The 23,819-nt window shown below is 39.7% G+C and carries 19 protein-coding genes; 3 read left to right on the top strand and 16 right to left on the bottom strand.

From position 1 onward, the window contains the following. Positions 1–68: 68 nt before the first annotated feature. Complete coding sequence (locus H7U12_RS02410; protein ID WP_186632306.1) at positions 69–1,448, top strand: hypothetical protein; 1,380 nt, start codon at positions 69–71, stop codon at positions 1,446–1,448. A gap of 157 nt (positions 1,449–1,605) precedes the next feature. Here H7U12_RS02410 and H7U12_RS02405 read toward each other — a convergent pair whose 3' ends face one another. The 8 genes from H7U12_RS02405 to H7U12_RS02370 all read right to left on the bottom strand — a co-directional run bounded on the left by H7U12_RS02405 (position 1,606) and on the right by H7U12_RS02370 (position 11,465). Next, complete coding sequence (locus H7U12_RS02405; RefSeq protein WP_186632302.1) at positions 1,606–2,679, bottom strand: glycosyltransferase; 1,074 nt, start codon at positions 2,677–2,679, stop codon at positions 1,606–1,608. Positions 2,680–2,688: 9 nt separating this feature from the next. Then, positions 2,689–3,918 (bottom strand): glycosyltransferase, encoded by a 1,230-nt coding sequence (locus H7U12_RS02400; RefSeq protein WP_186632299.1) that lies wholly within the window; start codon positions 3,916–3,918, stop codon positions 2,689–2,691. 290 nt (positions 3,919–4,208) lie between these two features. Then, on the bottom strand, positions 4,209–5,405 hold the full coding sequence (locus H7U12_RS02395) for a glycosyltransferase (protein WP_186632296.1): 1,197 nt from the start codon (positions 5,403–5,405) through the stop codon (positions 4,209–4,211). 24 nt (positions 5,406–5,429) lie between these two features. Next, complete coding sequence (locus tag H7U12_RS02390; RefSeq protein ID WP_186632293.1) at positions 5,430–6,500, bottom strand: glycosyltransferase; 1,071 nt, start codon at positions 6,498–6,500, stop codon at positions 5,430–5,432. Positions 6,501–6,634: 134 nt separating this feature from the next. After that, complete coding sequence (locus H7U12_RS02385) at positions 6,635–7,936, bottom strand: lipopolysaccharide biosynthesis protein (RefSeq protein ID WP_186632290.1); 1,302 nt, start codon at positions 7,934–7,936, stop codon at positions 6,635–6,637. After that, positions 7,933–9,204: a polysialyltransferase family glycosyltransferase gene (locus H7U12_RS02380; protein ID WP_186632287.1), complete on the bottom strand. Its 1,272-nt coding sequence runs from the start codon at positions 9,202–9,204 to the stop codon at positions 7,933–7,935. The genes H7U12_RS02385 and H7U12_RS02380 overlap by 4 nt, the downstream gene beginning before the upstream one ends. Before the next feature lie 97 nt (positions 9,205–9,301). Further along, positions 9,302–10,462 carry a UDP-N-acetylglucosamine 2-epimerase gene (neuC, locus tag H7U12_RS02375; RefSeq protein WP_186632284.1) on the bottom strand — a complete coding sequence of 387 codons (1,161 nt, stop codon included), beginning with the start codon at positions 10,460–10,462 and terminating at the stop codon, positions 9,302–9,304. Next, positions 10,455–11,465 (bottom strand): N-acetylneuraminate synthase family protein, encoded by a 1,011-nt coding sequence (locus H7U12_RS02370; RefSeq protein ID WP_186632281.1) that lies wholly within the window; start codon positions 11,463–11,465, stop codon positions 10,455–10,457. Before H7U12_RS02370 ends, neuC begins: the two co-directional genes overlap by 8 nt. A gap of 88 nt (positions 11,466–11,553) precedes the next feature. Here H7U12_RS02370 and H7U12_RS02365 point away from each other — a divergent pair, with 88 nt between their 5' ends. Beyond that, positions 11,554–12,252, top strand: a complete 699-nt coding sequence (locus H7U12_RS02365) for an acylneuraminate cytidylyltransferase family protein (RefSeq protein ID WP_186632278.1) — start codon at positions 11,554–11,556, stop codon at positions 12,250–12,252. 144 nt (positions 12,253–12,396) lie between these two features. Here H7U12_RS02365 and H7U12_RS02360 read toward each other — a convergent pair whose 3' ends face one another. The 6 genes from H7U12_RS02360 to H7U12_RS02335 form a co-directional block, all read right to left on the bottom strand. After that, positions 12,397–13,320 carry a glycosyltransferase family 2 protein gene (locus H7U12_RS02360; protein WP_186632275.1) on the bottom strand — a complete coding sequence of 308 codons (924 nt, stop codon included), beginning with the start codon at positions 13,318–13,320 and terminating at the stop codon, positions 12,397–12,399. A 149-nt stretch (positions 13,321–13,469) separates the two neighbouring features. Beyond that, positions 13,470–14,924 carry an MOP flippase family protein gene (locus H7U12_RS02355; RefSeq protein ID WP_186632272.1) on the bottom strand — a complete coding sequence of 485 codons (1,455 nt, stop codon included), beginning with the start codon at positions 14,922–14,924 and terminating at the stop codon, positions 13,470–13,472. Positions 14,925–14,951: 27 nt separating this feature from the next. Continuing rightward, positions 14,952–16,229: a polysaccharide pyruvyl transferase family protein gene (locus tag H7U12_RS02350; RefSeq protein WP_186632269.1), complete on the bottom strand. Its 1,278-nt coding sequence runs from the start codon at positions 16,227–16,229 to the stop codon at positions 14,952–14,954. A 9-nt stretch (positions 16,230–16,238) separates the two neighbouring features. Further along, positions 16,239–17,393 carry a glycosyltransferase gene (locus H7U12_RS02345; RefSeq protein ID WP_186632267.1) on the bottom strand — a complete coding sequence of 385 codons (1,155 nt, stop codon included), beginning with the start codon at positions 17,391–17,393 and terminating at the stop codon, positions 16,239–16,241. Between the two features lie 275 nt (positions 17,394–17,668). Further along, positions 17,669–18,643, bottom strand: a complete 975-nt coding sequence (locus H7U12_RS02340; RefSeq protein WP_186632264.1) for a UDP-glucuronic acid decarboxylase family protein — start codon at positions 18,641–18,643, stop codon at positions 17,669–17,671. Positions 18,644–18,645: 2 nt separating this feature from the next. After that, complete coding sequence (locus tag H7U12_RS02335; RefSeq protein ID WP_186632261.1) at positions 18,646–19,998, bottom strand: UDP-glucose dehydrogenase family protein; 1,353 nt, start codon at positions 19,996–19,998, stop codon at positions 18,646–18,648. A 337-nt stretch (positions 19,999–20,335) separates the two neighbouring features. On the opposite strand from H7U12_RS02335, the gene H7U12_RS02330 reads away from it, so the two are divergent. After that, entirely contained in the window at positions 20,336–21,421 is a 1,086-nt protein-coding gene (locus tag H7U12_RS02330) for a mannose-1-phosphate guanylyltransferase (RefSeq protein ID WP_241749055.1), read from the top strand. A gap of 396 nt (positions 21,422–21,817) precedes the next feature. Here H7U12_RS02330 and H7U12_RS02325 read toward each other — a convergent pair whose 3' ends face one another. Together H7U12_RS02325 and H7U12_RS02320 are read right to left on the bottom strand one after the other, a co-directional pair. Next, positions 21,818–23,080 carry a Y-family DNA polymerase gene (locus H7U12_RS02325; RefSeq protein WP_186632258.1) on the bottom strand — a complete coding sequence of 421 codons (1,263 nt, stop codon included), beginning with the start codon at positions 23,078–23,080 and terminating at the stop codon, positions 21,818–21,820. Between the two features lie 11 nt (positions 23,081–23,091). After that, on the bottom strand, positions 23,092–23,520 hold the full coding sequence (locus H7U12_RS02320) for a LexA family protein (protein ID WP_186632255.1): 429 nt from the start codon (positions 23,518–23,520) through the stop codon (positions 23,092–23,094). Positions 23,521–23,819 lie beyond the last annotated feature (299 nt).

Here is a 23,819-nt window from a genome sequence, read left to right as displayed (position 1 = left end):
CAAGCGATAATTACCCAATTAACTTATAAGAGCTTTCATTTGAACCTTAAAGAATAGACACACAAATCATGAGAAATCAATTCCTTTTCTTTCAAGATTATCTACTACTACCAATTTATCTTGTAGTAGTAGTAATTCTGATGAGTGTGTATTTCAAGAAGAAGCATGGAGGAAATAAAATATTAAAGCGTCATTTCAACAGAGCATTGACTCTAAAGCTTTTTGGTTGTATCTCCATTTCTATGATATATCAGTACTACTATAATGGATCATATGATGGAAGATATTATTTTGAAGGAGCCAAAATGCTTTTGTCCTATTGGACGGATTATCCCAATGAGCTATTCACTGTGATTGCCCAAGATCTAAAGACTTTTAATTTAACAAACAAGGCAGGCCTTAATGGAGCAAGTGCCCATTTATTTGCAAATGAGTCTTTCACGGTTAGCAAGATTGCAGCTATTTTCAACATATTATCTTTCAACTATTTTCTACCCTGTGCCGTGTTCTTTTGCACAGCAGCGTTTATGGGGCTATGGAATTTCTTTATATTTATCATAAACGAATTCAAAATACCTGTTAAAGTTGCAGCATATTCCACTCTTTATATCCCTTCAGTATTAGTTTGGGGATCTGGTATTTTCAAGGACACAATTACTTTTACAGCCCTTCTGTGGTTGTTTATATGCGGGCACTATGTCTTCATAAAAAAAACTAACGTAATATCAAATATCATTGGCATTCTGATAAGTATTATCTTTATTTACTTTATAAAACTCTACATCATAGCTGCTTTCGTGCCTTTCTTTATAATATATGCCATAAACAGTAATAAGAGCCAAATAAAGAATCCTTTTATACGAATTCTCAGCACACCTTTTCTCATCCTAATTGGCATAGGAAGCATGGGGCTCTTCTTACAATACGCTGATCAATTATTTGGCAGGTACTCTGTTGATAACGTACTCGACACTGCCACTCAAACAGCTTATTATATCCAGGAGATAAATGCAGGTTCTGCTTATTCACTAGAAGTTGATTTCTCTTCACCAGCTGGAATCCTTTTGGCAATTCCACAAGGCATCAATATAAGTTTATTTCGTCCATATCCTTGGGAATACTTGAAACCTTTCATACTTTTTGCATCTGCTGAAAGTATGTTGTTCCTTTATTTCACTCTCTACTTACTATTTAAGAAAGGGTTATCTAAGTCCTTATCTATAATCTGGAACTCACCAATTATACATTTTTGCTTATTGTTTAGCCTGACATTCGCATTTATGGTTGGAATTTCTTCTGGAAACTTTGGAACTTTAGTTAGATACAAGATTCCAATAATGCCTTTTTATCTACTCTTCTTATGCATACTTTACAAAGAAAAATTATACCACCAGAGGGCAAGAAGGTCGACTAATATGAAAAGGCCATTATTACTTAAAAAGGTTTAATAACTGAAAATCAGGTATAAGTAGCCAAAACTTAATAAAATAAGATACCTCCTCTAAAATCATTTGCAGTAAAGTAAAAAGGCTGTGTTAGTTAAGCCTTTGCTTAACTAACACAGCCTTTGAGGAAGGGGCGTACATTTTAGATAATCAAATAACCTTATATAACATCTTGCAATACCTTCAAATAAACAGAAGCATTATTCTTAACAGAAAAGTACTCTTCAATCCTTTCACGCCCAGCTAGACCTATTCTTTTTCTCTCATCAGGATTTTGCAAGAGGTACAAAAGCTTTTCCTTCCATTCCTCTTTAGTCTTAACGAGGAAGCCAGATACTCCATCTTCAATTACTCTATAATTTGCACCAATAGCTGTGGCAATAGCCGGTACTCCTACGGCCATGTATTGCAATGCCTTCCCCCCACTTTTCCCTAATACCCACTCATCATCTAAAGGCAATGGGTAAAGCCCTATGTCCATCCGCTGCAAAGTAGGGATTTCTTTTTCCTGGGTCCAATCAAGAGTTTCTATGTCTAGCCCCTCTATATTAAACCTTCTGTCACCAATTACAAGTAATTTAAACGGGTGAATACTATTTACTTCTTTTAAAACATCCTGCAAAAGATATAGATAAGGTGCGGTACTTATACTTCCGCTCCAACCCACCACTACTTTGTCGCCATTTGTATAGGTATTTACAGGGATATACCTATCTGTATCCATAGTCACAGAAATATCTGTTGAATTGGGGTTATGCTTTTTAGCGAAATCGTTCAGATAGGGCGTACCAGTAAAAACATGCCCGCTATGCTTCATCAAATAAATAGGCTTCTTTCCGCTACTAAGAATCTTTTTCCACCACGCCATGTGGTTAGCAGAATTGAGAAATACCAAATCATCAATATCATATATCATGGTCTTGGCTACTTTTGAGTAAATCCACTCAAAAATAGGAGGTCCAATGGGAGTCACCCACAGGTGAACGTATACAAGATCATACTCCCTCAACCTGAATAAATCGCCTATTCTCCTGAAATAGCCTCTCAGAACTGCCAGTACTTTGTTGAAAAAGTTACCCTTTTTATAAATCACAGACCACGCCTTTTCATCATAAAAGGTACTGTACTCTATTTGATATCCTTTTTGCTTAAAAATAGGCACATATTGCTCAAACTTAAGCCTTTGGCTAGGAGCTTTATCATAAGGATAGGGAACAATAAAAAGTATTTTCATAGGTAGTAATTAGCGGGCTAAAGAATGGTACACTTTATTGTACAAATCAATACCACATTCAAGTGAAAAGTTTTCTGCAGTATTTCTAATATGGTCATTCCCTTGGCTTATTTTCTGCAGAACCTGAGACAAAACGGCATCATATTCTTCTGTAGTAAATGCTTTCATCACAGCAGAATTGTTCTTTTCAAGGCGCAGGATTTCATCAACATCTCCAATTTTGGTATTACCTATCACAGGTATATTCATGGCCAATAGTTCTGCCAGCTTGGTAGGTGAGCAGGCTTGTTTAGCAAAGGATGGAATGATAAAAAACAGAGATAGGTCTGCCTGAGCTATCAAATATGGCACCTCCTCTTTGTTGCCTTTGATCACAATAAGCCTATCGGCGGGAATGCCTCTTCTCTCAGCTGATTGAATAGCAAGATGATGGTCATTGTTCGCTATGATGAGAAATTTGGCTGACGGCTTTTTAGCTAATAAAACCTTATAGACGTCCATCATCTCATCAGTGAGATATGCTGCCCCTAAGCTTCCCAGGTAATTCAAAACAAAATCACCTTCGTTGATCCCTAACGACTTTCTAACTTCCTTGATTCTAACAGGATCTAATCTATCTCTGTTGTAGAAATTGAAATCGGCGCAACAAGGGATAACTGATATAGGCGCATTAATGCTCATGCCCTCCTGTTTCCATTCGGCCATTACCCTTTTCCCCGCCTCTGTCAAGCTAACAATATGGTCTGACTCCTGCAAAAATGCCTTTTCTTGTTTTTTGAAGTACTGGTACACGGCTTTGTGCATGGGATTTTTCTCCACATCAAAGACCTTGATTTCCCTTCTGGCATCTGGCCAAAAATCACGCATATCAAAAATGAATTTGATACCAGCCTTTCTTTTGAAATGTAGCCCGACCAACGCAGCCACATAGCTACGGCAATGGGTTGCCTCTATATTATTCTTAGCGATAAGCTTTTTGGCAACTTTCCGCATGTTGAACACATCATAAATTGATGACACTACTGGTGGATTTTTATGATATGGCACATAATGCCATTCAACCCCTGCTTCCGAAAATATTTTCTTGTACCGATCTATTATATCGGTCCGCTCCATCTTTTCGGCACTCAGAAGTGTAATTTCATGCCCCTTCGCCGATAAACCGATTAAATAGGGTGCTACTTGCGACTGCCCAATATGATCAGTAATGCCATCATAAGTGATGTATAAAACGTTCATTATTCCCTTTATATTCCTGTTATAGAATCACCAAAAAAGGCTCTTCTTTAAAATTTTTATGGAGTCTTGTTAGAAGCTCCAGTATTTACAATGGGCAAATAACCTAAATTACCCTTGGTGGTTTAAAATTATCTGTTTAAATCATTTCTTGCACACGCTATTATAACAAGTTTGATATATACATTTCAAGACAGTAGCAGAATCTACCTTTCTTATATTTTCTACGATCCATTTGCTAATGTTTTTCTACTAGTAGAAGTTTTCAGCCTACCTCAATCCATCCTTCTTACCTACTTCAACAGGTCTTCTACTGCCTTGAAATACTGATCCTTTATTTTTTCGACTGAGAAATCAAGAGATCTTCGTTTGGCTTCCTTTCCCATTTGCAGACGTTTGTCTTCATTTATCAGGAGTTCAGATATAATCTGTTGCCAAACTTTTAAGGTAGTCTCCTTCTCTTCATCTGGTATAGGCATCAAGTAGCCGTATTTTGTTTCTTCCACATCAGTACGTTCCAGCACAAAAGTGTTTTTCCCTTCCATCACCACATGAGGACCACCAGTGGGGCAATCACTAGTAACCATTGGCAACTCAGCGTACATAGCCTCCACCATCACTAAGGGTAAACCTTCAGATTTTGAAGGAAAAACAAATATGTCACAGCCTCCCATGAACTTGTACGGATCTACAAACCCTGTAAAAATCACATCTGCTTCTGAGTTATCAAAAGAAGAGGATACATGCATATTCAGTTCATTTGCTTTGCCTTTTAACTGCTCCTCTAAGGGGCCATTTCCTATAAATATAAGCTGCAGGTTAGGAAATTGTAATTTTAAATTTTTAAAAATTTTTAAAAGTGGTTCTTGGTTTTTAATTGGATTTAACCTACCTACATTGACTAATCTCTTTTTAGTATCATGTCTGGCAGTATGAGGAGGTAAATCCTTGGGGAATGCTATAAAGTTATTTATATACTCAATTTTAGCAGCTGGGATCTCAAATACCTCCCTGAGTTCATGCATAAGTGCTTCATTGACTGCAATAATTTTATCAAATCTGCTATAAATGAATCTTCCAAACTTACGATACTTCAATAAAAGCCTATTTTGAAAGTTGCCTAAAATACTTATATGGCCAATAGAAATAGTTTTATCATTAGTTCCAGACAAAATATTCACTAAATCAGCACTCCATAAATTACTTATGGTAACATCAATTTTATACTTCTTTTTAATCTTCCTTAGTCTGCTGATTTTCTTTGGATAATCAGTCAACTTTTGGAAAAGAGAACCGCTATGAGGTGATTCAAGCGATAATATCTTATTGTCATTTTTGAAGACATGAGGTTCTCCAAATGCATCATAGGAGCATTCATATACATTATATCTTTCACTAAGGATTTTCCCTATTTCATAGACCATCTTCTGAGCTCCTCCTTCAGTAAAAGTTGGGATTAACAGGAGAACATTCTTTCTATTAGTTTCCATCTAAATATCAAGTTAAAACTTTCATCAAGAATAATATCCTGACAATGTTTTCATATATAAATCTTTCCTAAAAGCTTGGCTAATTTCTCTTCCTAAAACAGACATACCTTTAAGTTTTGATTTATCAGAATTAATTGAACTAAGGACTTTAAGCAAACTATTTTGATCAGCAGGATTGAAAAAGTAGGCATTACCAGAAGTAACTTCCTGCAAAACAGGAATATCAGATAGAATCAAAGGCAAACCAACTGCCATAGCTTCAGCGACTGCAATACCAAAACCTTCATGAGTGGATGAAAGAATATAACCATTATAATTTGGCAAATGGTCTGAAACATTAGAAACAGCACCTACAAATCGCACATTATCTACTTTTAATTCTTCCGACAATTTAATTAAATGATGCAATAGTTCACCTTTACCAAATACATCAAGAATTATTGTTTCACTCCCAAATTTTTCATTAAACAACGCAAAAGCCCTAATAATAACCTCATAATTTTTTTGCGACTTCAAATTACCTACCGCAACAAATTTTAGTTTTTTAAAATTATCATTATACTCTCGATATCGGTCAAAAAATACATCTTCAATATAATTATAAAGAACGGTGACATTCTGGGTTGCACCAATATAGCGCATTACGTCACGTTTAACTTCACTTGAAACACAAAAAATATTAACTCGGCTAGTATAGGTCAGTTTGTCTAAAAGTCTGGAATGCAACGGATAGTTTGCACCAATTCGACTATACAAAATATTATGATAGGAGTTAAACAATTTTATATTTGAAGGAGTAGCAAATCTTGACACTATAGAAGACCAATATAAATGTGCATGAACAACATCTACGTTATATTTTAAAATTAGCTTTCTAATAGATAAAGAAGTAGTTGGAAGTGACTGAATTCCTCTGAAATCATAAAAAATCACTTTTACACCTTCGAGTTCCTCACAGAAATCATTTACTGGTTTTAAGCTAAATATAATATGTTCAAATTCAGTTAGAGCTTTAACAACTCCCACTAATAGGGTTTCAGCTCCTCCTCTTCCAAGAGAGTCAATAATATGAGCTATGATCCTTTTAGACTTCATAATGAAAAAGCATCAATAATTAGAGTTAATTTCAAGTTTTAGCGTTCCTTTTGCAACACTTTTAAGTTGGTCAAAGAAAAAACACTTTATACTTTGACAACATAAAAAAAAATCAAACTTAGACACATTCCGCATCAAGCTTTCTTTTGAACAAAACTCTTTGTAAAAATAAAATTAAAAGAGAACCAAGGCAAGGGCAGCAACCTATTTGAATAATAAAATACCAAAATTAAAGTAATAAGATAAGATATGCTAGTAGCGTAAGCAGCACCTACTACCCCAAATTTTTTAATTAAGAAATAATTAAATATTAGGTTTGTCACAATATTTACAACAGCTATATAGGCCATATATAGACTTTTCCTGTAGTAGTATATAAAAGCTGAAAAAACTATATATAATCCCCAAAAAACATAACTTAAAGTTATCCAAAAGATATATGGAATTGAAGCTTTAAACTTTACATCTATAAACGTTCCAAAAAGAAAAGGACTAAGAAGGGTAACAAGAAACAGCCCAAATAACAAGCAGATTAAGAAAGCGTAGCTTAATTGTATAATCTGTATTTTTTTACTCACAGTTAACTCAACTAGTCTCTCAAATACAAACGGAGTATAAATTTTTTGGAAAATATTAACAAAAATAAGAAGTAGACTTGAAATCTGAACTGCCATATTATAGAACCCAACATCTGCAATACTTAATATATTTGCAATAAAGATTCTATCAGATTGGCTTATTACAAACTTACCAATTGTATGAAGAATTAATGGCAAGCCATAAAGTATACCAGCAATGTAGTATTTCTTTTTAAAATCAAAAGTCAGCAGATCCTCCTTGTAGAAATAAATAATAGTAATTAGAAAATACAAAACATTTGCAAGAAGCCATGCATATATTCTACCATGCCATCCCATTTCATACTTAACTACGAGAAGAAGTGTAAAAAGTATTTCCACGCAAGTCTTAGACACATTGAATACAAAATAATGGTTTGCTTTCTTTCTTATAACCAGATAAGAGAAAAAGCTATCAATATAAATCGTTAACAATGCTAGCACAACTATCATCCATACCATATGCTCAGAGCCAGATGGAATCTCAAGCAAACTCCCTAAAGGTTTATAAAACAAAACTGCCCCTAGCAGAAGCAATACAAAGGGCAGAACAGGGATAAACTGGACTGAAGAAAATAATGAAGCATATTCCTTCTTATCTTTGACTCGATAATATTCAACAGTTAAATAACCAGAAGATACCAAACCTATTAAAGGGACTAATATCAATACATAAGAATTAAAAATTGATTGTACACCATAGTCAATAGCAGTCAAATACCTGGAAAGAATAGGTAAAACAAAGAAATTAGCCCCTGTACCAAAAAAACCAGCAATTGTATAAATAGAAAAGGACTTGATTAATTTTAAACTCATCATGTACTTAATAACACACTACCTAGCCTTTCATTGGCATTTCCATCGAATTTATACATCCATTTTTCAACGAAATAATTTTTATTTTTCCTCTGAGCTGTCTTATAAAAATCTATATTATGAAGCAAACTTGGCAGATCATGAACATTCAAAACCGGATAACTAACCCCACTATTTACCAAGAATTCAGACAAAATAACCCCCTTTCCTATGAGAGACGGATGCACTTCTAGTGTAAAAACAACAGTATGTGGAAGTGCTGCCAAAGGCATAAGTAAGGTGGAGAAAAAACCAAACACTACAGAAACAGATGAAATCTCCTGCTCTAAAGTAGAATCATCTATCAGCTCTACTTCTTTGTCTTCGCCTGCTACTTGCAGCCAGCATTCTTTATCTACTACCCCTAGGGGGTGAGATTTTACCAATAACCTGTACCCTGATTCTTTACATGCAACAACTAAATTATAAATAAAAACCTCTTTATTTTCCTTAGTCCAGCCAAAAGAGCCTTGAGTCACGTGCGGATGATCTACAAAAATTGCTACTTTCCCCTCAATATTCCTAGAAGATTTGTAAGCTTGATAATATTTATCAAAATATGGTACCCCTATATATATGACATTATGATCATCTTCCAGATGATCTAATCTTTTATGAGTTTCAAATATGGCAGGACTAAAAGAAATATAGGTATTCGCTAATCTTAAACTAGAGTTAACTTTTTTGAAAGTATCAAATATATTATTCCTCTTCCTTATTAGGTAATATTGAAACAAGAATTTAGCTAACCTTAGATTAGATCGCAATAATGTATTAATAAAGAATAAAGAATTATAAATCCTATCCCTCTTCTTAAAATTTTTGATTATATCGTTTTTATTTTTATCACTTTTTTGTTTATTTAATAAAGCAATTGATTGCTTTCTTGCCTGATCTTTTAATGCCACTATATTATAATCTCTAAGGCCATGCTCCAAGTGAAAAGTTGGTATGGCCTTGGATTTACAAGCTACATTCAATGCAACATGATTAAAGCTTTCAATAAAAAAGAAAAGAACTTTCCCAGGTTTGATTATATCTAATAAATCATAGGCACTGGAATAATCCTTCCAGAATATCCCTTTACCATAGGATTGGTAATAATTATTCCTACTTTCATTTTCATGCGCAAATTCAATAAAGTAAAGCTCAAGACAGTCCTTTACACTATCAAACAAACTCAAAAAGTCTTTTCTACTATAATCACCTACAACTAATATTCTCTGCTTCATTAACTTTTACTCAATACAGCTACCTGTACACCCATTATACTATTATATCAAAGAGAGATTCTACACTTAAAAACCAATACATTTAAGACATAAGTATTCAATACATTAAAACTTTTTCAATACTCAAAACTGCTGTTGCAAGAACATTTGCTATATTTTCAGCAGCATTGCCATTACCATAAATAGAACTTTTCTCGTATTTACCATGAGCAATTTGCTCTTCTACAGCCTTTATTATTTCTTCGCTGTGATATCCAACATCTATAACGTTTTGGCCTCTATCTCTCCGATTTTGCCTATTACCCAAATTCACAACAGGAACACCCAAATAGGAACATTCCCTGATTCCAACACTAGAATTTCCAATCAGACATAAGCTATTATTTAAAACTCGGAGGAAATCGGTACCACTCATATTTTTAAAAAAATGAACTTTATTTGAAAGATTTTTCTCTCTAAAAACACGTATTGCTTTAGAGGTGCCATCTGATCCAGCATCTACATTAGGCCAAAATAACATTGTTGGATAATTCAATTCTAAAACAGCTTCAAGAGTAGCATTTATTTCCTCTTGAGCACGTTCATGAGAGGTAGTAACTGGATGTTGCATTACCACCAAATAATTATTTGGTTTTACTTGAATATTAGCACCAACACCACCGTATTTAAAAATCGGATCAAAATTTAATTCGGGATCTAAATATATCTCCTTGGCTAAATCAATAGAAGGACAACCTGTTACAAATACATTTTCAGGATTCTCTCCCATTTTAATAACACGGTCCTTAGCCATAGAGGTAGTTACCAAGTGAAGGTCTGCAAGCTTTGTTATTGCATGTCTCACCTTTTCATCTATGTTACCAGTCACCTCCCCCCCTTGAATATGGGCTAAGGGTATGTTCATATAAGAAGCAGCGATAGCAGTGGAGATAGTTTCATATCTATCAGCTATAGTTACCACTATATCAGGCTTCAAATCATCAAAAACTGATGCCAATTCAGAAATACCAATCCCTGTGGTCTTAGCCATAGAAATAAGGTTCTCTCCTTCCAGCACAGTATAAATCTTTCTAGTAATTTCTAATCCATCCTCTTCAATATATTTAACTACACTTCCATACCTCTCAAGAAGCGCTGAAGCTGCAACCACTAATTGCAAATTCAATTCTGGATGCTCCTTAATAGCTAATAATGCAGTCTTAATTCTACTGTAACTTGGTCTAGCTGTAATAACAACACATATATTTCTCTTATTCATTCTCTAAATCTTCCTTTTTAAGAAAATCGTATCTATTTAAAGATTTTTTTAATTTTCTCCCTATCACACGCTTGAAATCACTTACCGGCAATCCACAATTAGTTGGCTTCTTACTTTCTAAATCATCTTGAGTCAAAATATGTCCAACGGTCAAGTTTTTATTAACTGCTAAAGTTTTCTCAAATATTTTCTTCAATTCAACAAACTGTCCATTTTCGTTCTTGTCTATTGGATTATCTATCGCCTTAGAAATGAATCTTACTCCTTTAACAAGTTCTGTTAATTCTTCAATCGTAAGGGAAGCGATAGTATCTGGCCCAAAAATCTTTTTGTGAAAAACAGCATGTACTTCTATTAAAGAAGCGCCTAGAGTGACAGCAGCTAGCGACGGAAATATGGTACCTGAATGGTCAGATAAACCTGTCATCAACCTAAATTTTTCTTGCATTAGCTTAATGACATTTAGGCCTACTTGTTCTGGAGCGGTAGGATATGCTGTAGTACATTGCATAATGGAAAGCTCATTGCCAAATGGCTTTAAAAACTCAATTGTTTTCTCCAACTCTGAAAAAGAGCTCATTCCAGATGATAATATAATTGGTTTACCTGTTCTGGCTATTTTTTCAAGCATTAATAAATTATTAATCTCACCAGATGCAATTTTATAGCGATTTACGTTTAAATTTTCCAGAAGATCTACAGCTGCTAATGAAAAAGGGGAACTCATAAACTCTAATCCGACTAATTCACAATGATTTTTAATTTCTTCCCATTGGGAAATTGTAAATTCCATTCTTTTCCAATAATCAAATCTAGTTTCATCTTCATAAGAAAACTTTACCCTAAACGGCTCTTGTAAACTACTTTCTGCTTCAGCAATATGCGTTTGAAATTTTATCACATCTGCTCCACTAGAAGCAACGGCATCTATATAGGAATGGAGAATGCCTAAACTTCCATCATGGGCTTGACCAATCTCAACTATGACTTCTACTTTGTTCATTTTTGTCAATCAGGATTTAAAGGAAACATAAAAATGCAATCTATATTTGTATTCATTCTGAAATTGGTCACTCCACAATATATACACTATGAAAATATTAGCTATAATCCCTGCTAGAAGTGGCTCAAAAGGAGTCAAAGATAAAAATATATACCCTATCAACGGAAAACCACTTTTAACCTATGCTATTGAAACAGCCAAACAATGCCCTGAAGTAACTGATATCTTCATTAGCACTGACTCTCCTGTATATGAAGCAATCGCAAAAGAAGCTGGAGCAAGATCTTTAGGGTTAAGGCCTTCAACATTATCTTCTGATATAGCAAAAACAGCAGATGTACTCATTGATTTGATTACCTCTCTCCAACATAGAGGATATAACTATGATCTAGTCCTGTTATTGCAACCAACCTCTCCCGTTCGTAAACCAAGTGATATAACAAATATGCTTCAAATACTTCATACAAATCAGAACGCCAGTGGAGTTGTGTCAGTTTCTCGTTTGATTGAACCACACCCTTATAAACTGAAAATAATATCTCCTGAGGGCTATTTACTTAGTTTTCTTGACAATACTTCATCCGAACTACCTCGCCAATTACTACCACCAATTTATAAGCTAAATGGTGCAGTTTATATTGTAAAAGTTGAATATTTACTTTCAACAGGTAACCTTATAAACAGCAATACCCTCCCTTATGAAATGGAGGAAGGGGTAAATATAGATTCTATTGATGACATTGAATTATTGACATATTTTTTACAAACACATAAAATACGTCTTTAACTATGCATACGTTTTAATGAAATTTGTTCTAAATGAATGAATTCAAAATAAAGAGTTGTTTAAAATTCAGACACTTTTTATCTTTTTACCCCTATTTATAAAACAAGTCATTTTATTGTTAGCTTTTTCTTTCATCAAAGAAAATCAAATAGGTCTTTCAGGAAAATACTTTGCCAATGATGTAATAATTGCGGCATAAAGCTTATATCGTATTTTTTCAGGAAGTAGCCACTGGAAGAAATTGTATTTATCAATACTATCCACCAAAAGCTTATTACCTAGAAGTGAGTAGATAAATAACTTTATTCCAGCAGGTGAATCTTCTTTATACCTGTGAAACATAGACACCAATTCTGGTTTGAGAGACATCAATAACTTCTCATTTTCTGTACCCTGCCTTCTTCGCAATATGTATGGCCTGCATGAAATAAAGTCATCATGCCATGCAAAGGCATTCTTGTTGTAATAGATAGGAATGCCCAGAACAGTGGCTCTCATAGCAAGGTCATAATCAACAATTGCCCGCAATCGAGGATCAAAGCCGCCAATTCTGTCAAAATCCAATTTACTAATTGAAAAGTTAGCAGAAGTGATGTATGTATTCTCCCTTCTCATTGGCATCTCTGCTTCATGTAACACCTTTAGCCATCCAACCCGCACATGTGCCAAAAACCTTTGGATATCTGTTTCAGCTAAATTAGGGTCTTCTTTTACCTCACCTACTTGTATACTTCCTGGTAGTGCCTGATGGTGCTTATAATGCTCCTCTAGACATTGGGGTTCTAACCTCATGTCATCATCAAAAGAAACTACAATTGGAGCCGTGGCGGCTGCAAAGCCAGAATTGCGAGCCCCAGATCTTCCAAGATTCTCTTGATGTATAACTTGAATGGCATATGCATACTGAAGACTCAAATTATCCAAGACTTCTCTTGTGTTATCTGTTGAGCCGTCATTCACTATAATTACTTCAAAATCAGTAAAAGTTTGAGCTTTTAAACTGTCTAGGGTTGTTTTGATTTTACCGCCCCTATTGTAAGTAGGAATGACAATGCTTAACTTTTTCATATGCAAACAGTGCAAACTAATATATAATCCCTAGTGTAAAATTGTGCAATCATCTTCTCCCGCTCTACGGCTAAATCATATTTCATGAGCATCTAGTTTGTGAGAAAACCGTTTTAGATATTTAATGCAAATTTTAAAAAAAATAAATTCTACACAGGAACAAATTTTTTCTTTTTATAAAGTGCTAGCATTTCTTTGAATGGCTGCGTCTTAAAGCCAATGGCTAGTGCAACATAAATGCCTCCTCCAAAGACGCTCAATATTACCAGACAAACTATATGGTGGAGATTTAGATTACTTAACAGCAATCTTAGCCCATACACACATACTCCCATAAATACTGAAATAAAGAGGATAGGAAGCAATGCTTTCGTCATATTTTTAAAAGACAAGTTTATTACATTTCCAGCAAGTATAAGAGATGGGGCCATAAGTATTAAAGTCCCAATCATGTAGGTATTCGCAATCCCTAGAACTCCCCACCTCAACCCTATTACAAATGAGACACACCTAAAAATACTAGTAAAAATAGCCCATCTAAATTGGATATTGGTTTTACCTTGGGAGTTGAAGATCCAACCTGTAGTAGTAGTAACAGACTGCACTAGGCCAACCACACATAAGATTTTAAGAATAGGAACCACCATAATCCATTTTTTACCATAAACAGTGAGAATGAAATATTCTGCCACCACAAACAGCCCTACCATTAATGGGAAAGTGATGAAAGCTATGATTCCAATAGTTCTAAGATACACACTTCTTACTTTTTCCTTGTCATCTTGCATAGCAGATAAAGCAGGGAACATTACTCTTGATATTACAGAAGTTATTTGAGTAATTGGTAGTAACATGAGTGAATAGGCTTTTGTATACACACCTAAAGCACTAGTGCCTACGTATTTCCCAATAAGCAAATTATCTAAATTTCTAACCCAATAGTTAAGTATGCCAAAGCCTAATAAATTACCGCTGTATCCAGACAACTCTCTGAAAGCAGATTTACTGAATTGTAGCCGCGGTTTCCAAGGGGATAAACTCCAAACAAACACAGCACTTATTAGATTAACTATCAAATAGTTACACACCAAACTCCACACCCCATAGCCGAGATATGCAAGTAAAATACAGATAGCCCCAGCTAGCAGATTGGTTCCTATATCTACTTGGGAAAGCTTTTTCATGTCCAGGGATTTCGATATTAAAGACCTTTGAACGGAGCTAAGGGAACTTAGGAAGAAATTAAAAGAAAGAACCTTTGAAATTTGCGTTAGTTTAGGTTCTGTATAGAATTTAGCAATAAAATCAGCCCCAAAATACATAAGTATTGTGAGTAATGCTCCAACCGCAAGGTTGATAAAAAAGACTGTATTAATATGGATTTGCTGTACATCTTTCTTTTGAATCAAAGCTGAACCCAACCCCATATCAATGAAGATAGAAGCAAACCCAGTAAATACCAGCACCATTCCAATCAATCCGTAGTCAAGTGGCGAAAGCAATCTGGCTAGAACAACACCTATAACAAAAAGTATAATTTGGACTGCTAGTTGAGAAATAGTACTCCACTTCAGCCCATTGATTATTTTAGAATTGGATACCAACTTTTTTTATTTTTAATATGCAAAACCCTAAAGAGAAACTTCCCTTTTTAAGTAACCTACAGGCTTCAATGACGAGATTCGCTCAGCCTCAACCTTCTCAAACAAGCTTTCTCTATTTGAAGGCATATACGCCAAAAATCTTTTGAATGTCTCTACACATGATTCTGGTGTAATGGTTTCAATATCTAAAATTAAATCACGGTCAATAAGTTTACTGAACAATTCTTTGGTTTTAAACTCATATGCAATGGGCAATACTGGAATACCTATTGATAAAGACTGAATCGCAGAATGCATTCTAGTTGATACCACTAGATCAAATTTTTCCATAACTATCTTCAATTCCTCTGGAGTATGAAAATCGCTATTAACAGAAGCTCGCTGCTTCACCTCAGAAGGCAAGATTTCATAAATTTCTGCAGCAACTTTTGAGTCATCAGTTCTGTATTCTTTGATACCTTGGCAAGTAGAAATAAAAACTACTTCCCCACCTAAGTTCTTCACAACATATTCACAGATGGCAGCTACAGAGCTATAGTACAATGCGGTCCCCTCTTCTACTGATCGATTTTTAAAGAAAGGCCAATCTCTCACTGAGATTGCTACTTTGGGCGGCTGTTTCACCTCCTTCTTCTTTGCAACCTCCAGATCTTGGGGCTCCGCAACGGCAAAAACAACATCAGCACAAACGTGTGCTTTTGATACATCTACATCAATCTCTTTAAGATTATTATAAGAAGCCTCATCTCTTAAGAGAATCATTTTTGCCTGATTAAAGATTTCTTTTATGTGCTTCTTATTCTCTGGTTTCTTGAAAGGTCCTAAAGATTGGGTAAAAAACACTAGAGGCTTTTTCAAAGCCAAGGTAAAGTAATAATCATAGAACCTTGGCTGGAGGTCATAATTTTCCACAAGCAAGGTTCCACCTGTAGATACAACTAAGTCTGCGGTTCTATATATTTCAAAATCTTCTTTTTGCTGCTTTGACAGCAAGGCATAAGCTGCACTTTCTTTTCCTGAGGAATAAAGCTTTGCAGCCAGCATCAACCTTTTTAAAGCAACATAGTGGTAGAACTTGGAAAAGCGCCACCCCAGTTTTCCAGAGAAAGTTTTTTTATATTTTAAATAGATTAATTTTCTATAGTTAATATTGGTATAGTATTTTGAAGCAACTTCTGGATTATTATCATACACAATAAATTCTGTATTTCCTCCGTATGTCTCTTTGATTACCGTAATTAGTGCCTCTAAAATGGCAGCATCACCACCATTTAAGGTAACAGCATTTGAAATAATAACTTTCATAAGATTTCTCTACTTCCGTATGTTTAGATAAATTTCTTTTAGTTTTTCAGCCTCTTTGAATTGATCAAATTCAACCTCTACTTTCCTTCTGGCTTCTACCGCCGCAGTGTGCACTACTTCATATGGTGCATTTAACAACGCTTCAATTGCTTTAGAAATAGAATCTACATCTCCCTCATTTGCCAGGAGCCACTGGTTATTTTCAGGTATCACTTCAGGAATTCCAGAATGCTTGGTTGAAACACAAGGCAATCCTAAGAACTGGGCCTCCATAAGTACGGTAGGAACACCCTCCATATCACCGTTGCTTGCCGTTTTACTGCAAAGAAGAAATGCATCTGCTTCATAGAATTGGCGCTTGGTCTCTGCATGGCTTACGCTACCTAAAATGTGCACATGTGACTTCAGTGCGTGCTGCTCAACATAAAGCCTTACCTCTTCTAATAAGGGTCCGTCTCCTATAATTTTTAGGGAAAGGTCAGGGTATTTATTAAGTAACTGCTCAATTGCCTTCACACCGTCTATGTGACCTTTTTTCTCCACCATACGGCCAACAGAGATAAAATCCCTTATTTTTTTATCAACTGGAGGCTTGAAAGCATAGTTATTAATCTGTTTACCAACATGGATCACTCTCAATTTGCTTGCAGGGCAACCTAATGTGATCAGGTGCTCCCTCATCATCTTAGAAACAACAGTAATGATAGAAGCACCCTGAAAGAGAATATGTAATTGTCTGAACCAAAAAGGATCTTTTGAAATTTGAAAAGCATCAAATCCATGAAAAGACACAACCAAAGGTTTATTAAAAGCTTGTGCCAGTGGTAAAATAGCACACCCTTGCGGCCCGTAATGAGCATGAATTACATCTGCCTTTTCAACTAGGTGCTGATCAGCAATAGCGTTCCTTACTATTCCCCATTCAATAGCTACATTTGATTTGAGTCTTGAAACAACTTGGAGTTTATAAACAAACCTTTCTACCAGATTCTTTTTGTATTTAGGAACTTCAACAACTTTATCAAAGGGTCTCTCATTTTCGTTTAACCTTTTATTAGTCACAATGGTGTTCTCAACACCTGTTTCTTCCAACTGCACAATCAGATCATAAATAAATGTCTCTGACAAGGGGGAAAACTGATCACAAAAATGTAAAATCTTCATTCTTTAGGTTGAAATTATTTTACAACAACTCACTTAATTTTAAGTGGTGCTTTAATTGTACAATTCCTAAACTTAAAACAACCTTATTGAATCTCTAAAGAGGAAAGCCCTTAAGATTTTAGTGCTTCACTTTATTTAGAATTGCTTATGCTGTGGTTACTTCAGTTGGCAGCTATTGTGTAAAAAAAGGTGCGTCGGTACACCAAAATATAAGATTACAATTACTCCACAATTCAATTATAACTATAAGTTTAAAAAAAGAAATTTTTGAAGCCTTAGAACACCTTGGCCTCGACGGGCGCGGACTCCACGTGCTCTTTGAAGTACTCCAGGGTGCGTCTGAGCCCTTCCCCACGGGACACCTTGGGTTCCCAGCCCAGGATCTCGCGGGCCTTGGAGATGTCGGGCCGCCTTTTCTGCGGGTCGTTCTCCGGAAGCGGTTGATAGCCTAATTTGAGCTCCACGCCCGTCAGCCTGCAGATCTCCTCGGCGAACTCCTTTATGGTAATCTCATGGGGATTGCCGATGTTCACCGGCAGAGGGTAGTCGCTCAGCAGAAGCCGGTAGATACCCTCCACCAGGTCGTCCACGTAGCAGAAGGAGCGCGTCTGAGAGCCGTCCCCGAAGATGGAGAGCTCCTCCCCCCTGAGCGCCTGGCTCATGAAGGCCGGCAGCACCCGGCCGTCGTTGAGGCGCATGCGCGGGCCGTAGGTGTTGAAGATCCGCACGATCCTGGTCTCCACCCCGTGGTGGGTGTGGTAGGCCATGGTGATGGCCTCCTGGAAGCGCTTGGCCTCGTCGTAGCAGCCCCGGGGCCCCACCGGGTTCACGTTCCCCCAGTACTCCTCCACCTGCGGGTGCACCTCCGGGTCGCCGTACACCTCCGAGGTGGAGGCGATCAGAATTCGAGCACCCTTATCTTTGGCTAATCCAAGTAGATTATGTGTTCCTAATGACCCTACTTTTAAGGTCTGGATCGGGATCTTGAGGTAGTCGATGGGCGAGGCCGGCGAGGCGAAGTGCAGGATATAATCTAAATGACCCGGCACGTGCACGTACTTGGAGACATCATGGTTATAGAACTCGAACTGCTCCAGTTTGAAGAGGTGCTCGATGTTCTTAAGGTCACCAGTGATCAGGTTGTCCATGGCGATCACGTGGCAGCCCTCCTTGATGAAGCGGTCGCACAGGTGCGAGCCCAGGAACCCGGCCCCGCCGGTGATCAATACGCGTTTTCTGTCTTTACCCATCCTTAGTTCGTCATTTCGATTACCGGTTGCACCTCCCGCACCCCGATGCCATAATATGCGAAGCCCTGCTCCTGCAGTTCTTTGGCCTCGTAGATGTTGCGCCCGTCGATGATCACCTTGCTCTTGAGCAGCTTGCCGATCACCTGGAAGTTGGGCGAGCGGAACTCGGGCCACTCCGTCACGATCAGCAGCGCGTCGGCGTCGATCAGGGCCTCGTACTCGTCCTTGGCGTACTCCACCCTGTCGTTCTCCCCGATCATGTGTTTCGCCTCCTTGATGGCCACCGGGTCGTACGCCTTCACGCTCGCCCCCTCGGCCAGGAGCTTCTCGATGATCACCAGTGAAGGAGCCTCGCGCATGTCGTCGGTCTTGGGCTTGAAGGAAAGCCCCCACAGCGCAAACGTTTTCCCAGCAAGTTCTCCGCCGAAGTGCTTCATCACCTTGTTGAAGAGCACCTCCTTCTGGTTCTCGTTCACTGACTCCACCGCCTGCAGGATCTGCATTTGGTACCCGTTCTCCGCCGCCGTCTTGATCAGGGCCTTCACGTCCTTGGGGAAGCAGGAGCCGCCGTAGCCGATGCCCGGGTAGATGAACTTGTTGCCGATCCGGGAATCAGAGCCGATGCCGCGGCGCACCATGTTCACGTCCGCCCCCATGATCTCGCACAGGTTGGCGATGTCGTTCATGAAGCTGATCTTGGTGGCCAGCATCGAGTTGGCCGCGTACTTGGTCATCTCCGCGCTAGGCACGTCCATGAAGATGATCGGGTGCCCGTTCAACAGGAACGGCTTGTAGAGCCGGCGCATCACCTCCTCGGCCTGCTCAGACTCCACCCCGATGACAATTCTATCCGGCTTGAGGAAGTCGTCGATCGCCGCGCCCTCCTTCAGGAACTCGGGGTTGGAGGCCACGTCGAACGTCAGGCCAGAGCCTCTTTTCCCCAGCTCCTCAGTTACGGCCTGCTTCACCTTCTTGGCCGTGCCCACCGGCACGGTGCTCTTGGTCACCACCACCAGGTACTCGTCCATGTGCTGGCCGATCTCCCGGGCCACGCCCAGCACGTACTTCAGGTCCGCCGAGCCGTCCTCCCCCGGGGGCGTGCCCACCGCGATGAAGGCCGCGTCGCAGCCCTTGATGGCCGAGGCCAGGTCCGTGGAGAAGTGCAGGCGCCCCTTCTCCACGTTGCGGAGCACCATCTCCTCCAGCCCCGGCTCGTAGATGGGCAGGACACCCTGCCGCAGGTCCTCGATCTTCTTCACGTTCACGTCGATGCACGTCACATCAATGCCCACCTCGGCAAAACAAGTGCCCGTCACCAGGCCCACATACCCCGTTCCTACTACTGCGATTCTCATAACAAATGTCTTAGAATTATATTTTAATAGAACTAAAAACAGATTATCCTTAGGATTTCTTCCTACAAACATACCCTTATTCTAATCAAAGGCAAAAAAAGTTACAATGCTTCTATATTTCAGACAAGTTCACCCATAGAATTATGGTACATTTTTTGAAAATCACATAACAAAATTAATCCATACCTTTAAAATTCGTAATTATCTATTCTTTTCCAACGTTTGCATTACATAATTTAATAAATTAAATATTATTTTGGATATTGCTTATACAAGTGTAACTTTGTTTCGCTTCATAAGGCATCATCATCTCTAAATCTCAATTACAGTTTACTATATGAAACGTTTACCCGAGAACACATATGTGGTTGTGATGGCTGGCGGAGTTGGCAGCAGGTTTTGGCCCTTCAGCAGAAATAATTACCCCAAACAGTTTCATGATGTGCTAGGCATTGGGGAAAGCATGATTCAGACCACGGTAAAACGCTTTGCCACCATCTGCCCGAGAGAAAACATTTACATCGTTACTAATAGAGAGTACAAGGAACTAGTGCAACAGCATTTTCCAGACTTAAATGACGAGCAAATCCTGCAGGAACCTATTGGCCGCAACACCGCCCCGTGCATTGCTTATGCCTGCTACAAAATAGCCCAGAAGAACCCCGAGGCCAACATACTGGTAGCCCCTGCCGACCATGTGATTTTACGGGAACAGGCTTTTCTGGAGTGCGTGCAGCAAGCGCTGGAAGTCGCCTGCCAGGAAGATATTCTGGTAACGATAGGCATTAAACCTACCCGGCCAGATACTGGTTACGGGTACATCCAATATGACTCAGACAGCGCCACTCCCTCCAAGAAAGTAAAAACCTTCGCCGAGAAGCCATCCCTGGAAACAGCCCAGAGATTTCTACAGAGCGGGGACTTTGTCTGGAACGCCGGCATTTTCATCTGGAACGTCAATTCTATCCTGAAGGCCTTCAGAACCCACCTGAAAGACGTAGCCGATCTCTTTGAGAAAGGAAGCACCTCGTTTTACACCCCTGAGGAGGAATCCTTCATAGACTCAGCTTACACCCACTGCCGCAACGTCTCCATTGATTATGGCATCATGGAGAAGGCCGAAAACGTGCACGTGATCCTGGGGGATTTAGGTTGGTCAGACGTGGGCACCTGGAACTCGCTCTACAGCATCGCCGACAAAACTCCTGAGGGCAATGTAGTGGATGGCGAGATCATGTTGTATGACACCCAGAACTGCATCATCAAAACCCCGCAGAACAAACTGGTCGTCATCCAGGGCTTACAGGATTACATAGTAGCCGAGCACAACAATGTTCTGATGATCTGCCAGCGCAAAAACGAACAGCAGGTCAAGGACTTCGTCTCGCACGCGAAGGAGAGCAAAGGCATGCTGTATGTCTGAGTTCTTTATGCTGCACACTGAAAAGAAGAAGGCACAGCACAACAGAAGTTCTGGCATTTTCATACAGGCTAGGCTAACCTACTCTTACGCAGGTTAGCCTAGCCTATTTCCTTCAATTTGCGGCACTTGACCTGACCGGGGCTAATCTCCTCACGTCAGCTAACCTGACGATGAAACTGATGATCATCTCGTCTTAACGTGGGCTTGTGTCGCTTTATCTAGTCTCATTTTTGGTATGATTTTGCTAAAACGAGCCAAAAACGAAACTAGATAAAGCGGACGTTTACGGCAGGAATAGGGGAACCACGAAACAGCACCAATGTCTCAGACTAGGCTCTAAGCCTCCGCGCCAGCTTGCCGTTTTGGGCTAGTTTAGGGAAAACACCACCAAAACAGCTAACATCTCACCCAGAGCAGGTCATTCCAGTGGGTGGTAAACCGGCGTGAGCGCATGCCTTTCAACATCTGCCATTCTTGCTGCCCCCCTGCAGCAGCCAGCACTACCGTACCGCTGCCCCAAGTCTGGTTGATATGGTCTACTGCCTTCATGAGTCCTTTGTGTTCCACCACCGTAGGCACCTGAAACAAATCGGCTTGGATACTTTGGACCGGCACCAGCTCCGTGAGGATGACGCCGGCTTTGGCGTATTGGATATCAGGCCGGAAGATTTTCTTCACTCCATCTACTGCCAACTGCACCAGCTCCAGAGTTGAATCTGTGGCGACCGGTAACTCCAGGGTGATGCTTCGGAAATACTGCTCCACCGGCGCGAACCGGCTGGTATGGATGAAAACGGTGACAGCCCCGGCCGCTGACTTCTGCCGCCGAAGTTTCTCCGCCGCCCGCGTGGCGTAGGTGGCCACCGCTTCCTGCAATTGGGTCAAGTCCTGCACCGGCTTCCCGAAGGACCGGGTACAGGCAATACTTTTCTTATCCTGCAACAACGCCGTCTGCACGCAAGGTTTTCCCTGCAGTTCTTTCAGCAAGCGAACCCCTACCACACCACCCAGGTGTTGCCGCACCCAATCTGAGCTACGCTGCGTCAGGTCCCAGGCGGTCTGCACGCCAGCAGCCTGCAATCGGGCGGCGTATTGCCGGCCTACTCCCCACACATCTCCAATAGACACGTCTTTTAATGCCTGCTCCCGTTCCTCTTCCGTGCTAATGATCCATACGCCGCCACTTTGCTGTCGCTTTTTCTTGGCCAAATGGTTTGCCATTTTGGCCAGCGTTTTGGAAGGCGCGATTCCCACGCACACCGGAATGCCCAGTCCGCGCCCAATCGTCTCCTGAATGGTTTGACTATAAGTCAGCAGATCCTGCTGCAGAAAACCATCTAGCCGCAAGAAAGCTTCATCAACGGAATACACCTCCAACTCCGGCGTGAAATTGCTCAAGACTTCCATCACCCGCCCAGACATATCGCCGTAGAGCGTGTAATTGGAAGAAAAGACCCGCACACCCTGCTCGGCCAGCCACCGTCTCCGCTTGAAATAGGGCTCCCCCATCTTGATGCCCAGATCTTTGGCCTCCTGCGAGCGGGAAATAATGCAGCCATCGTTGTTGGACAAGACCACCACCGGCTTCCCCTGGAGACTGGCATCAAAAACCCGCTCACAGGACACGTAGAAGTTATTACAATCAACCAGCGCAAACATCTCTCTCCTTTCTAAAACTGATGCACCACCGAGGTCACCACTCCCCAAATAGAAAAATCATCCTCCGGCCTCAGCTCAATGGTGGGGTACAGATCGTTCTCGGCTTTCAGAAACCGTTTTCCACCTTGTTCACAGTAGCGTTTCACAGTATACTCTCCGTTCAAGGCCGCCAATACAATGCGTTGGTCGGTGGCCCTCAGGGAACGATCCACCACCAACAGATCACCGGACCGGATACCCGCCTTCAGCATAGACTCCCCACTCACTCTTACCAAAAAAGTGGTTGTGGGTCGAGGAATAAGGTAGCTGTGTAAATTTAATTGCGCCTCCAGGTAATCATCGGCGGGCGATGGAAAGCCGGCGGGCACCAAGGTCCCGTAAAGAGGCATCTCAAAAGCGGCAAAGTCAACTTCGGCAGCGTACAGTTCTTCTACAAGCATAGGTCAAGGCGTTACATAAACAGGTTCTCGGTTCAATTTTACTAATAATTTTAGCATTTTGTTTGCCTCGCCTCTGCTTAACAGGTAGTTTATTTTTCCACAACATCCAAAAGGGATGCATAAAACACCTTTTCCTGATGATACATATAGCAAGAAGACGGCAAAACACCTCCAATGCTTTTAGCACAATTACCTAAAAACAAGCTAAAAATGAGAATGCCTTACTGTCTAGAAACTGACACAACTGGATTGAGATGTGTATAAAACCAGAGAAGCTAGTCTAAAGGCGTGGAATGGGA

The sequence above is a fragment of the Rufibacter sediminis genome, from assembly GCF_014269285.1.
Taxonomy (GTDB): Bacteria; Bacteroidota; Bacteroidia; order Cytophagales; family Hymenobacteraceae; genus Nibribacter; species Nibribacter sediminis.
This window is presented reverse-complemented; position numbering and strand designations above follow the sequence as displayed.